The sequence below is a fragment of the Streptomyces sp. ITFR-16 genome (genome assembly GCF_031844705.1).
Taxonomy (GTDB): Bacteria; Actinomycetota; Actinomycetes; order Streptomycetales; family Streptomycetaceae; genus Streptomyces.
Window position 1 is genome coordinate 2,794,536 of sequence record NZ_CP134609.1, and the last position, 12,579, is coordinate 2,807,114.

General features: G+C 67.3%; 10 protein-coding genes. 5 read left to right on the forward strand and 5 right to left on the reverse strand.

Translation table 11 applies throughout. The annotated features are described in order from the left end of the window. Position 1: 1 nt before the first annotated feature. From RLT58_RS12285 to RLT58_RS12295, 3 genes are all read right to left on the reverse strand, one after another. Positions 2 to 976 (reverse strand): ABC transporter permease, encoded by a 975-nt coding sequence (locus RLT58_RS12285; protein WP_311310435.1) that lies wholly within the window; start codon positions 974 to 976, stop codon positions 2 to 4. Then, positions 969 to 1,892, reverse strand: a complete 924-nt coding sequence (locus tag RLT58_RS12290; RefSeq protein WP_311310436.1) for an ABC transporter permease — start codon at positions 1,890 to 1,892, stop codon at positions 969 to 971. Before RLT58_RS12290 ends, RLT58_RS12285 begins: the two co-directional genes overlap by 8 nt. Before the next feature lie 106 nt (positions 1,893 to 1,998). Further along, positions 1,999 to 3,630, reverse strand: a complete 1,632-nt coding sequence (locus RLT58_RS12295; RefSeq protein ID WP_311310437.1) for a peptide ABC transporter substrate-binding protein — start codon at positions 3,628 to 3,630, stop codon at positions 1,999 to 2,001. 507 nt (positions 3,631 to 4,137) lie between these two features. Between RLT58_RS12295 and RLT58_RS12300 the strand changes: the two genes are divergently transcribed. The 5 genes from RLT58_RS12300 to RLT58_RS12320 all read left to right on the forward strand — a co-directional run bounded on the left by RLT58_RS12300 (position 4,138) and on the right by RLT58_RS12320 (position 10,240). Beyond that, entirely contained in the window at positions 4,138 to 5,166 is a 1,029-nt protein-coding gene (locus RLT58_RS12300) for an ABC transporter permease (RefSeq protein ID WP_311310438.1), read from the forward strand. 73 nt (positions 5,167 to 5,239) lie between these two features. Next, positions 5,240 to 7,024, forward strand: coding sequence for an ABC transporter substrate-binding protein (locus RLT58_RS12305; protein WP_311310439.1), 1,785 nt, complete (start codon positions 5,240 to 5,242; stop codon positions 7,022 to 7,024). 86 nt (positions 7,025 to 7,110) lie between these two features. After that, positions 7,111 to 8,091 (forward strand): ABC transporter permease, encoded by a 981-nt coding sequence (locus RLT58_RS12310; RefSeq protein ID WP_311310440.1) that lies wholly within the window; start codon positions 7,111 to 7,113, stop codon positions 8,089 to 8,091. Positions 8,092 to 8,162: 71 nt separating this feature from the next. Beyond that, a complete protein-coding gene (locus RLT58_RS12315; RefSeq protein WP_311314494.1) occupies positions 8,163 to 9,128 on the forward strand; it encodes an ABC transporter ATP-binding protein in 966 nt (321 codons plus the stop codon). Positions 9,129 to 9,154: 26 nt separating this feature from the next. Next, entirely contained in the window at positions 9,155 to 10,240 is a 1,086-nt protein-coding gene (locus tag RLT58_RS12320) for an ABC transporter ATP-binding protein (protein WP_311310441.1), read from the forward strand. A 139-nt stretch (positions 10,241 to 10,379) separates the two neighbouring features. On the opposite strand, the gene RLT58_RS12325 is transcribed toward RLT58_RS12320, so the two are convergent. Together RLT58_RS12325 and RLT58_RS12330 are read right to left on the reverse strand one after the other, a co-directional pair. Beyond that, positions 10,380 to 11,522 (reverse strand): ABC transporter ATP-binding protein, encoded by a 1,143-nt coding sequence (locus RLT58_RS12325; RefSeq protein WP_311310442.1) that lies wholly within the window; start codon positions 11,520 to 11,522, stop codon positions 10,380 to 10,382. Continuing rightward, on the reverse strand, positions 11,515 to 12,573 hold the full coding sequence (locus tag RLT58_RS12330; protein ID WP_311310443.1) for an ABC transporter ATP-binding protein: 1,059 nt from the start codon (positions 12,571 to 12,573) through the stop codon (positions 11,515 to 11,517). The genes RLT58_RS12325 and RLT58_RS12330 overlap by 8 nt, the downstream gene beginning before the upstream one ends. Positions 12,574 to 12,579: the final 6 nt, after the last annotated feature.

The following is a 12,579-nucleotide window of genomic DNA, read 5'->3' on the forward strand; positions in this document are numbered from 1 at the left end:
CTCAGCGCAGCTTGGGGTCGAGGGCGTCGCGCACCGCGTCGCCGAGCATGATGAACGCGAGCACGGTGACCGCCAGCGCGCCGGCGGGCCAGAGGAGCATGTGCGGGGCGTTGCGGATGTACTGGGAGGCGGCGGAGATGTCGATGCCCCAGGAGACGGCCGGTGGCTTGAGGCCGACGCCGAGGAAGGACAGGGTCGCCTCCAGGGAGATGTACGTGCCCAGCGCGATGGTGGCGACGACGATGACCGGGGCGATGGCGTTCGGCGCGATGTGGCGCAGCATCATCCGCCCGTTGGAGGCGCCCAGCGCCCGGGCGGCCTGGACGTAGTCGTTGTGCTTGGCGGTGATGACGGAGCCGCGGGCGATGCGGGCGATCTGCGGCCAGCCCAGCAGCACGATGAAGCCGATCACCGGCCAGACGGTGGAGCTGGTCACCACGGAGAGGAAGACCAGGCCGCCGAGGACGACGGGGATGCCGAAGAAGACGTCGGTGAGGCGGGAGAGGATCGCGTCCCACCAGCCGCCGAAGAAGCCCGCGAAGCCGCCGAGGACGCTGCCGATGAGGGAGACGCCGATGGTGGAGCAGATGCCGACGGTCACGGAGTTGCGGGCGCCGTAGACGACGCGGGTGTAGACGTCGCAGCCCTGGCCGTCGTAGCCGAAGGGGTGGCCGGGCTGGGAGCCCTGCTGGGCCTTGTCGAGGTCGCAGTCGAGCGGGTCGCCGGAGGCGATGAGCTGCGGCCAGATCGAGATGATCACCAGGAACAGGATGATCAGCGCGGAGATGATGAAGACCGGGTTGCGGCGCAGGTCGCGCCAGGCGTCGGACCACAGGCTCTGCGGCTTGGCGGCGGGGCCGGTGCCCTCGGGGCCGCCGGGGTTCTTCTCCAGGGTGGTGCCCTCTTCGAGGGCGAGGTCCATCGGTCCGCCGGCTCCGGCCGACGAGATCGCCTCGTCCGGTGTCTGCTCAGGCATAGCGGATCCTCGGGTCGAGTACGGCGTACAGCAGGTCGACGATCAGGTTCGCCGCCAGGAAGACGAGGACCAGGACGGTGACGAACCCGACGACGGTCTGCGAGTTCTGGCGCAGGATGCCCTGGTAGAGCTGGTAGCCCACGCCGTGAATGTTGAAGATCCGCTCGGTGACGATCGCCCCGCCCATCAGGGCACCCACGTCCGTACCGATGAAGGTGACGACGGGGATCAGCGAGTTGCGCAGCAGGTGCCGGATGATGACGCGGCGCCGGGGCAGGCCCTTGGCGGTCGCGGTACGCACGTAGTCGGCGCGGGCGTTCTCGGCGATCGAGGTCCGGGTGAGCCGGGTGACGTAGGCCAGCGAGACGGAGGCGACCACGAGGCCGGGGATGAGGAGTTCGTTGAGCGGGGCCTCGCTGGACACCGACGGTTTGATGACGCCCCATTCGACGCCCAGCAGGAGCTGGAGCAGCAGACCGGTGACGAAGGTCGGGATGGAGATGACGACCAGGGTCAGGATCAGCACGGTGGTGTCGATGGGGCGGCCGCGGCGCAGGCCGGTGACGACACCGAGGCTGATGCCGATGACGATCTCGAAGACGATCGCCACGAGGGTGAGGCGGATGGTGATCGGGAAGGCCGTGGCCATCAGCTCGGTGACCTTCTGCCCGTTGAACGCGGTGCCGAAGTCGCCGGTGAAGACGTTGCCCATGTAGGTCAGGTATTGCTGCCACACCGGCTTGTCGAGGCCGAATTCCGTACGGAGTTGGGCGGCGGTCGCCGGATCGCACTGGCGGTCGCCGCAGAGACCCGCGATGGGGTCACCCATCACGTTCACCATGAGGAAGATCAACAGCGTGGTGCCGAAGAAGACCGGGATCATCTGCAGCAGCCGCCGGATCACATAACGTCCCATGAAGGGCTCCGGGGGTCGCGGGGTCAGAGTCGCTGGGCGGGGTCGTGGGGACGGGGAAGCCGGGTGGCCGGTGCGGGGAGCGCACCGGCCACCCGGCCTCAGCCGCTTACTTGACCTTGATCTGCTCGTACACCGGGACGCTGAACTGGTTCAGCGAGACGTTGGTGACGTTCTCCGAGTAGCCGGCGCTGCCGTTCTGGTACCAGAGCGGGATGACGGGCATCTGCTGGACCATGACCTTCTCGGCGTCCTGGAAGGTGGAGACGGCCTTGGCCTTGTCGGACTCGGCGTTGGCCTTGTCGACGAGGTCGTCGAACTGCTTGTTGTTCCACTTGCCGTCGTTGGACGAGGCGTTGGTGTAGTAGACGGGCTGCAGGAAGTTCTGGATCAGCGGGTAGTCCATCTGCCAGCCCGCGCGCCAGGCGCCGTGCAGCTTCTGCTGGGAGACCTGGCTGCGGAAGTCGGCGAAGGTGCCGACCGGGGCGCCCACGCACGCCTTGTTGTTGCCCATGACCTTGTTGATGCTGTTGCAGACGGCGTCGACCCACTCCTTGTGGGAGCCGGTGTCCGCGTTGTACGAGATCTTGAGCTGGCCGCCGGGGATGCCGCCGCCGTCCTGGATCATCTTCTTGGCCTCGGCGGCGTTGTACGTGCACTCCTTGCCGCAGAGCCCTTCCTTGAAGCCGCCGTCCTCGCCGAGGACCGGGGAGGTCCAGTCGGAGGCGGGGGTGCGGGTCTTCTGGAAGATCTGGTTGGTGATCTGCTCGCGGTTGATCGCCATCGACAGGCCCTGGCGGACCTTGATCCCGCCGGGGGTGTCCCACTTCTTGTCGTAGAAGGGGAAGGCCAGGGTCTGGATGATGCCGGCCGGGGTGTTGATGTAGCGGTCGCCGAGGTCCGCCTTGACGTTCTTGAGCTGGGAGGCGGGCACGTCGTCGACGAGGTCGAGGTTGCCGGCCGTCAGATCGGTGTAGGCGGTGTTGTTGTCGGTGTAGACCTTGAGGTCGATGCCACCGTTCTGCGCCTTGTCGTCCCCGGGGTAGTCGTCCCACTTGCGCAGGTTCATCGACGAGCCCTTGGTGTACTTGTCGATGGTGTACGGGCCGTTGCCGATGGGCTTGGAGACCCAGGCGGCGTGGTCGGTGTAGAAGGCCTTGGGCAGCGGAGCGAAGGCCGGGTAGCCGAGGGTGTCGGGCCACAGGGAGAACTTCTGCGTCAGCTTGACGGTGAAGGTCTTGTCGTCCACGAGCTTGAGGCCGGAGAGCGTGGTGGCGCCGGCCTTGCCGGTCTCGGGGTGGACCTTGTCGTATCCGTCGATGTAGCCGAAGAAGTAGGCGTTCTTCTGGTTGTTCTTCAGCAGGGCGCCGTAGTTCCAGGCGTCCACGAACGACTTGGCGGTGATCTTCTCGCCGTTGCTGAAGGTCCAGCCGTCCTTCACGGTGATCGTGAAGTTCTGGTTGTCCTTGGACTCGATCTTCTCGGCGAGCATGTTGGTGGCCTCGCCGGTCTTCGGGTCGTACTTCTTCAGCCCCCGGAAGATCATGTCGAGGACCTTGCCGCCCTGCACCTCGTTGGTGTTGGCGGGCTCCAGCGGGTTCTGCGGGTCACCCCAGGAGGAGCTCACGATCCCGTCGGCACCACCACCGCCGCCGCCACTGTCGCCCCCGCCGCAGGCCGTCGCCGCGAGGGCGACGGCCACCGCACATGCGGCCCACCTGACCTGTGTGGCTCCGCGCATGGAGTGCCTCCTCATAGTGCTCCGTCTTACGTGAAGTCAAATATCACCACACAACTGACCATACGCACATTTACTCCCGCCATTCGGGCACAGCGAGGCCCGCCGGAGCCTGCCTCCGAGGCGCCGATCGAGGCCTTTTTGATGAGGGCATGACATATCACCGCGAGGGCCCGACCGGGTCTGACGAGCAGTGAAGGGATAACGGCGGGGCAACGAACGCGCATCGACCCGGCACCGGCACATCCGGATGTACGAATTCCGAGACAGTGCCGCCCGGATATCGGACTCAATGCCTGAATTCACTCGATTTTCTATGCAATGAGATTTAGTAAAGGTAAATCAAAGGCAAAGAGATGGCCATGCCTAGACCATGACCTGGTCAAGCTTCCAAAGAGCACTTCAAGCCGGTCCGACATTCATTGACCCTGCATGAATTGCGTTGAAAAAGTCCGGGTAGCCCGTAGGTGTGCCCTGCGGAGTCCTTCGACCCTCCGGGCCAGGAGCACCATGACGATTCCAACCTCGAACGCAGAAGCCACGCTTGGGACTGCGGATGTGAAGGCGCCAGCGGCGCCGGACCCCTCCGGCCCCAAGGGGGGTGACGGCAGGTCACCCGGAAAACTGGCCTGGCGGCGTTTCAAGCGCGACCGTACCGGAGTCATTTCGGCCTATGTGGTCGTTTTCTTCTTCGTGGTGGCGATTGCCGCACCGCTGATCGCCAAACTGTACGGGAAGGACCCGTACACGACATACGGGCAGAACGACACCAGTCTGCTGGACGATTTCGGATCTCCGGTCCTGCCCAACGGCGGAATCAGCGGTGACTTCTGGTTCGGCATCGAGCCCGGCCTCGGCCGGGACGTCTTCACCTTCCTGCTCTACGGCATCCGCAACTCCCTGCTCATCGCCACGGCCACCACGCTGCTGGTGACCGTGATCGGCATCGCCATCGGCATCACGGCGGGGTACCTCGGCGGGAAGACGGACTACCTGGTCGGCCGGGTCATCGACATCCTGCTGGCCTTCCCCTCCACGCTCTTCTTCATCGCCTTCTGGCCCGTGATGATCTCGATCCTGGTCGACCCGGAGGAGAACACCCCGGTCTGGCTGACCGTCGTCAGCCTGATCTCGGTCATGACCGCCTTCGGCTGGGCCTCCATCGCACGGCTGCTGCGCGGCGAGGTCCTGGCGCTGCGCGAGCGCGAGTTCGTCGAGGCCGCCAAGGTCACCGGCGCCTCGCCCACGCGGATCATCTTCAAGGAACTGCTGCCCAACCTCTGGACGCCGATCCTCATCCAGGCCACGCTCGCGCTGCCCGCCTATGTGACGGCGGAGGCGGGCCTCGCCTTCCTCGGCGTCGGACTGACCTCGCCGACGCCGGACTGGGGCGTGATGATCCAGCGCGGTTCGGACGTCTACCAGAGCGACATCACGTTCATGCTCTTCCCCGGCGCAACGATGGTGATCTTCGTCATCGCCTTCAACCTCCTCGGTGACTCGGTGCGCGACGCACTGGACCCGAAGACCAAGCGCTGAACCCGCCGTACTCCGGCCGGGCGACGGGGCCCACCGGATCCATCGTTTCTCCACTCGACCAGAGCAGGAAGCCATGTCTCTCTCCCGCAGAAACTTCGTCATCGCCACGTCGGTCGCGGCCGGCGGCTCGATGGTGCTCTCCGCCTGCAGCAGCGGCAGCTCCAACACCGGCAAGGGCACGAGCAAGGGCCACGGCGGCGCCGACAAGTACACCGGCGCGGTCGTCGTCGGCACCAGGGAGGACTCCACGGGCCCCGCTCCCGAGGTCGCGGGCGCCCAGAAGGGCGGGACGATCCGCGGCATCTCCCCGGACGACTTCTCCCACCTCGACCCGCAGCGCATCTACTACTCGTGGAACTCGGAGATCGGCAACCTCCTCATCCGCGGTCTGACGGGCTACAAGATCGCCTCGGACGGCACGATGAAGCTGGTCGGCGACCTCGCCACCGACGCGGGCACCATGAGTGACGGCGGCAAGACCTGGGCCTTCACCCTGAAGGACGGCCTCAAGTGGGAGGACGGCAAGGAGATCACCGTCGAGGACGTGCGCCACGGCATCGAGCGCGGCTTCGCCAGCTTCACCACCGAGGGTGCCGGCTACGCCCAGCAGGCACTGACCGGCGCCACCGACTTCCGCGGCAAGTACAAGGGCCCGTTCAGCGGCAAGCACCTCGACTCGATCGTGACGGACGCCTCGGCGAAGACCATCACCTTCAAGCTCGCCGAGTCCCGCCCGGACTTCAACTTCACGCTGGCGATGACCTCCTACGGTGCCGTCCCGGTCAAGGGCGACAGCAAGGAGAAGTACGACAAGGACCCGGTCTCGGCCGGCCCGTACCGCATCAAGGCGCACTCCATCGACAAGTCGATGACGCTGGTGCGCAACGAGCACTGGGACCCGAAGACGGACGCGATCCGCAACGCCTACCCGGACAGCTTCGCCTTCGAGTTCGGCCCCGAGTCGCTCCAGGCCGCCGACCGCCTGATCGCCGACTCCGGCGACGACCAGTACGCGTACATGGCCTACAGCGGTGTTCCGGCCGAGCGCATCCAGAAGGTCCTGACCGACCCGGACCTCAAGAAGCGCACCTTCAACGGTCTGCTGACCGGCATCTACTACTACGCCATCAACACCAAGCGGATCACCGACCTGAAGGTGCGCCAGGCGCTCATCCACGCCTGGCCGCTGGAGCAGATCCGCAAGATCTACGGTGGTCCGTCGGCCGGTGACTACGCGACCTCGATCCTCAGCCCCGACATCATGGGCTACGCCAAGGACGACGTCTACGGCAAGCTGAAGAAGCCGCAGGGCGACCCGGAGAAGGCGAAGCAGCTGCTCAAGGAGGCGGGCAAGGAGGGTCAGAAGATCGTCTACGCCTTCCCGCAGAGCAACACCTACGACAAGACCAAGGTCGTCATCGAGAACGCCCTCAAGGCGGCCGGCTTCGACCCGGTCCTCAAGCCGCTGGACTCCTCCAGCTACTACGACCAGATCCAGCAGATCGACAACAAGTTCGACGTGATGTGGTTCGGCTGGGCCCCGGACTGGCCGACCGGCTACACCCTGATCCAGCCGCTGTTCGACGGCGGCACCATCGCCAACGGCGCGAACAACATCTCGCAGCTGAACGTCGACTGGGTCAACGAGGCCATCAAGAAGAACGTCACCATCCCCGACCCCGCCGAGGCCGGCAAGCAGTGGGCCGCGCTCGACAAGCGGATGATGACGGAGGAGGCGCCGATCATCCCCGAGACGTTCCAGCGCCGCTTCTACCTGCACGGCTCGAAGGTCGGCGGGGCGATGTTCGACCCGCAGTACTCCTCGGCCGTGATCTACAAGCTGTTCGTGAAGGCCTGAGCCGACACTCCTGAGGCGGGGCGCCCTGTGCGGCGCCCCGCCCGCCCCCTCCCCCTCGTCGGCGTCTGCCAGGGAAATCCATCGCCATGTTCCGCTTCCTCATCCGCCGGGCAATCGGCGCACTGGTCATCCTGCTGATCATCAGTGCCATCACCTTCGTCCTCTTCTACGTCGCGCCCCGCGACCCCGCTCGTGTGGCCTGCGGCAAGGTGTGCACGCCGGAGACACTGGCGCTGGTCAAACGCAACCTCGGGATCGCCGACCCCCTGCCCGTGCAGTACTGGCACTGGCTCCAGGGCGTGTTCGTCGGCCGCGACTACACCTCGTTCGGCCACTGCCCCGCGCCGTGCCTGGGGTACTCGTTCCACAACCGCGAGCCGGTCCTCGGCACCATCCTGGACCGCTTCCCGACGACGCTGTCCCTCTCCATCGGCAGCTCGGTCGTCTTCGTGGTCTTCGGTGTGGGCACCGGCATGCTGGCGGCGGTGAAGCAGGGCAAGATGCTGGACAAGGTCGCGTCCTCGGCGTCGCTGATCGGCTCCTCGATGCAGATCTACATCGTCGGCGTGGTCGCCATGTACTACCTGACCGACCAGTGGCACATCCTGAGCCGCCCCAAGGACGTCCCCTTCACCCAGGACCCGGCCGGCTGGTTCAACGGACTGCTGCTGCCCTGGCTGGTGCTGGCGCTGATCTTCACCGCCAACTACACGCGTATGGCCCGCTCCCAGCTCGTCGAGACGCTGAGCGAGGACTACGTGCGGACCGCGCGCGCCAAGGGCCTCTCCCGGCGCACGGTGTTCTTCCGGTTCGCCTGGCGCGGCGCCATGGGCCCGATCGTCACGATCTTCGGCCTCGACATCGGTCTGCTGCTCGGCGGCGCGATCATCACGGAGAAGGTCTTCGGCCTGCACGGCATCGGCGCCCTCTCCATCAAGGCCGTCAACGACAACGACCTCCCGCTGATCCTCGGTGTGGTCCTGGTCGCGGCGGCGGCGATCGTCGTCTTCAACATCATCGTCGACGCCGTCTACGCCCTCATCGACCCACGCGTCCGCCTCGCCTAGGGAGAGATCCAGTGAGCACCCCCTTCCTCTCCGTACGCGATCTGCGCGTGCACTTCTCCACCGAAGACGGCATGGTCAAGGCCGTCGACGGGCTGTCCTTCGACATCGAGCGGGGCCGGACCCTCGGCATCGTCGGCGAGTCCGGCTCCGGCAAGTCCGTGACCAACCTGGCCATCCTCGGTCTGCACCACCCCGACCACACCGAGATCGAGGGCGAGATCCTGCTCGACGGGCAGGACCTCCTCTCCGCGTCGGAGCGGGAGCTGGAGCGGCTGCGCGGCAACAAGATGGCCATGGTCTTCCAGGACGCGCTGGCCTCCCTCTCGCCGTACCACACCATCGGCCAGCAGATCGGTGAGACGTACCGCAAGCACACCGGGGCCTCCAAGCGGGAGGCCCGCGCGCGGGCCGTGGAGATGCTCACCAAGGTGGGCATCCCGCAGCCCGATCTGCGGGTGGACGACTATCCGCACCAGTTCTCCGGCGGTATGCGCCAGCGCGCGATGATCGCGATGTCGCTGGTCTGCAACCCCGCGCTGCTGGTGGCGGACGAGCCGACGACGGCGCTGGACGTGACCGTGCAGGCCCAGATCATGGACCTGCTCAAGGACCTCCAGCAGGAGTTCGGCACGGCGATCATCTTCATCACGCACGACCTGGGCGTCATCGCCGACATCGCGGACGACGTGCTGGTGATGTACGGCGGGCGCTGTGTGGAGCGCGGCACGAAGAAGGAGGTGCTGCGGGCGCCCCGGCATCCGTACACCTGGGGCCTGCTGGGGTCGATGCCCAGCCTGGAGGGGCCGGTGGACGTGCCCCTGTCGCCGATCCCCGGGACCCCGCCGAGCCTGCTCAACCCGCCGACGGGCTGCCGCTTCCACCCCCGGTGCGCCTTCACCGAGCAGGTGGGCGGCGACCACTGCTCGGCCCAGCAGCCTCCGCTGGAGCTGGTGGCCGGGCGCGGGGCGGCCTGCCACCTGACGGACGGGCAGCGCACCGAGTTCTTCACCGACTTCGCCGGCACCCGGCCCAACTGACGTACAAGAGACGGGACTTCCCTACGATGAGCAGCACCGACCCCCTCCTGGACGTCTCCGGACTCACCAAGCACTTCCCGATCAAGGGCGGCTTCCCTATCCGGCGGACGGTCGGCGCGGTGCAGGCCGTGGACGGACTGGACTTCACGGTCGGTACGGGCGAGAGCCTGGGCCTGGTCGGCGAGTCCGGCTGCGGCAAGTCGACGACGGGCCGGCTGGTCACCCGCCTCCTGGAGCCGACGGCGGGCCGGATCTCCTACCGCGGGCAGGACATCTCCCACGCCTCGCGCAAGGAGCTGGCGCCGATCCGCTCCGAGATCCAGATGATCTTCCAGGACCCGTACGCCTCGCTGAATCCCCGGCAGACGGTCGGCAAGATCGTCGCGGCGCCGATGGAGATCAACGGCATCGAGCCGCCCGGCGGCCGCGAGGCGCGCGTCCGGGAGCTGCTGGAAACCGTCGGCCTCAACCCGGAGCACTACAACCGCTTCCCGCACGAGTTCTCCGGCGGCCAGCGTCAGCGCATCGGGGTCGCCCGCGCGCTGGCCCTGGAGCCGAAGCTGATCGTCGCCGACGAGCCGGTCTCGGCGCTGGACGTGTCGATCCAGGCCCAGGTGGTCAACCTGCTGCAGAAGCTGCAGAAGGAACTGGGCATCGCGTTCCTGTTCATCGCCCACGACCTGGCGATCGTGCGGCACTTCTCGCAGCGCGTGGCCGTGATGTACCTCGGCCGGATCGTGGAGATCGCCGACCGCGAGGACCTGTACGGCAACCCCCGCCACCCCTACACCCGGGCGCTGCTCTCGGCCGTGCCCGAGGCCACCGCGGACGACGTGCCGGCCCGCGAGCGCATCCGGCTGACCGGCGATGTGCCCTCCCCCGTCAATCCGCCCTCGGGCTGCCGCTTCCGCACCCGCTGCTGGAAGGCCACGGACACGTGCGCGACCGAGGCGCCGCCGCTGGTACGGGTGGAGGGCAGCCGGGAAGGCCATCTGACGGCCTGCCACTACCCGGAGGACCCCGGCACCGTATCGGTGGTCCCGAAGGCGCGTACGGTCTCCGACGCGGTCCCGCTCGACAAGAGCGACGGGGGCCCGAAGGCCGGGGGCTGACACCCCTGCCCCCGCCCGGGGCACCGAGCGCGTCGGCCCCTCGACCCGAGCCATCCGCGAGCCCGGTCCCCCGGCACACGGGAAAGGCGCCCGGAACCATTCGGTTCCGGGCGCCTTCGCCGTGCGGTGCGGCCTGGTGTCAGGACGCGTGCACCACGTCCTTCTCCTCCGCGAAGTGGCACGCCGACTCGTGCGCGGCCGGCGTCGTGGAGGTCTTGAAGCGCTCCGGGACCGCCAGCAGCGGCACCTCGGTGGCGCACTTGTCCTGGGCCTTCCAGCAGCGGGTGCGGAAGCGGCAGCCCGACGGCGGGTTGGCCGGGGACGGGACGTCGCCGGTGAGGATGATCCGCTCGCGGCCCTCACGGGCCTCCGGGTCGGGGACCGGGACCGCCGACAGCAGCGCCTGGGTGTAGGGGTGCGTCGGGTGGTCGTAGATCTGCTCGTCCGTGCCGATCTCGGCCATCTTGCCGAGGTACATCACGCCGACCCGGTCGGAGATGTGCCGGACGATGGACAGGTCGTGCGCGATGAAGAGGTAGCTCAGGTTGAACTCGTCCTGGAGCTTCTCCATCAGGTTGATGACCTGGGCCTGCACCGACACGTCGAGCGCGGAGACCGGCTCGTCGCAGATGATGATCTCCGGGTTGAGCGCGAGGCCGCGGGCGATCCCGATGCGCTGGCGCTGGCCGCCGGAGAACTGGTGCGGGTACCGGTTGATGTACTCCGGATTGAGCCCCACGACGTCCAGGAGTTCCTGCACCTTGCGGCGCCGGTCGCCCTTCGGAGCCACCTCGGGGTGGATCTCGTAGGTCTCCCCGATGATGTCGCCGACCGTCATACGCGGGTTGAGCGAGGTGTAGGGGTCCTGGAAGACCATCTGGATGTTGCGGCGCACCGCCTTCAGCGCGCGGCCGGACAGCTTGGTGATGTCCTGGCCCTTGTAGAAGACCTCGCCGGCGGTGGCCCGCTCCAGCGTCATCAGGAGCTTGGCGACGGTGGACTTGCCACAGCCGGACTCGCCCACGATGCCGAGCGTCTCGCCCGCGTAGAGATCGAAGGAGATCCCGTCCACGGCCTTGACCGCGCCGACCTGCTTCTTGAACAGGATGCCCTGGGTCAGCGGGAAGTGCTTGACCAGGTTGCGCACCTGGAGGATCGGCTCCCCCTGCGACACGGGCGCGTCGATGGCGGCTACGGCCTCCGCCTCGGTGGCCGCGTCGACCGTCTCCACTTCGGTGACGTTCGGGGTGGCGTCCACGGGCTCCTTCTCGAGGTCAGCCATGGATCGTCTCCTTCCAGAAGTGGCAGGCGCTGCCGCGTCCGACCAGCTCGGTGCCGTCCTGCTCGGTCACCGGGCTGAGCGCCGGGATGTCCGTACGGCAGATGTCCTGCGCCATGGTGCAGCGCGGGTTGAAGGCGCAACCCGAGGGCACGTGCAGCAGGTTGGGCGGCAGGCCCTTGATCGCGAAGAGCTCCTGGCCCTTCTGGTCCAGGCGCGGGATCGACGCCAGCAGACCCTTGGTGTAGGGGTGCGCCGGACGCTTGTAGATCTCGTGCACCGGGGCGGTCTCGACGATCCGGCCCGCGTACATCACCGCGATCTTGTCGGCGACGTCCGCGACGACGCCGAGGTCGTGCGTGATCAGGATCAGGCCCATGTTGTACTCGCGCTGGAGCTCCGCGAGCAGGTCCATCACCTGGGCCTGGACGGTCACGTCGAGCGCCGTGGTGGGCTCGTCCGCGATGATCAGGTCCGGCTCCAGGGCCAGCGCCATGGCGATCATGATGCGCTGGCGCATACCGCCGGAGAACTGGTGCGGGTAGTCCGCGACCCGGGCCGCGGCGGCCGGGATCTTGACCTGGTCCATCAGCTCGATGGCCCTGGCGCGGGCTTCCTTCTTGGACAGGCCCTGGTGGACCCGGAACATCTCGCCGAGCTGGTAGCCGACGGTCAGGACCGGGTTGAGGGAGGACAGCGCGTCCTGGAAGATCATCGCGATCTTCCGGCCGCGGATCTGCCGGCGCTCCTCGTAGGACATCTTGAGCATGTCCTGGCCGCGGAAGAGGATCTCGCCCTGCGGGATCTTGCCCGGCGGCATGTCGAGGATGCCCATGATGGCCTGCGCCGTCACGGACTTGCCGGAGCCGGACTCACCGAGCACGGCGAGCGTCTCCCCGGCGTTCACGCTGTAGTTGACACCGTTGACCGCCTTGGCCACACCGTCGCGGGTGTGGAACTCCACGTGCAGGTCACGGACATCGAGGAGGGGGCCGACGTAGTCGTCCCCCGAGCGTGCGGACGGGACTTCGGCGGTCTTGTTGATGGTGGCCACGTTTCG

Coding starts and splice junctions, on each gene's coding strand:
- RLT58_RS12285 (WP_311310435.1), bottom strand. CDS start 976: ATGCCTGAGCAGACACCGGACGAGGCGATCTCGTCGGCCGGAGCCGGC.
- RLT58_RS12290 (WP_311310436.1), bottom strand. CDS start 1,892: ATGGGACGTTATGTGATCCGGCGGCTGCTGCAGATGATCCCGGTCTTC.
- RLT58_RS12295 (WP_311310437.1), bottom strand. CDS start 3,630: ATGCGCGGAGCCACACAGGTCAGGTGGGCCGCATGTGCGGTGGCCGTC.
- RLT58_RS12300 (WP_311310438.1), top strand. CDS start 4,138: ATGACGATTCCAACCTCGAACGCAGAAGCCACGCTTGGGACTGCGGAT.
- RLT58_RS12305 (WP_311310439.1), top strand. CDS start 5,240: ATGTCTCTCTCCCGCAGAAACTTCGTCATCGCCACGTCGGTCGCGGCC.
- RLT58_RS12310 (WP_311310440.1), top strand. CDS start 7,111: ATGTTCCGCTTCCTCATCCGCCGGGCAATCGGCGCACTGGTCATCCTG.
- RLT58_RS12315 (WP_311314494.1), top strand. CDS start 8,163: ATGGTCAAGGCCGTCGACGGGCTGTCCTTCGACATCGAGCGGGGCCGG.
- RLT58_RS12320 (WP_311310441.1), top strand. CDS start 9,155: ATGAGCAGCACCGACCCCCTCCTGGACGTCTCCGGACTCACCAAGCAC.
- RLT58_RS12325 (WP_311310442.1), bottom strand. CDS start 11,522: ATGGCTGACCTCGAGAAGGAGCCCGTGGACGCCACCCCGAACGTCACC.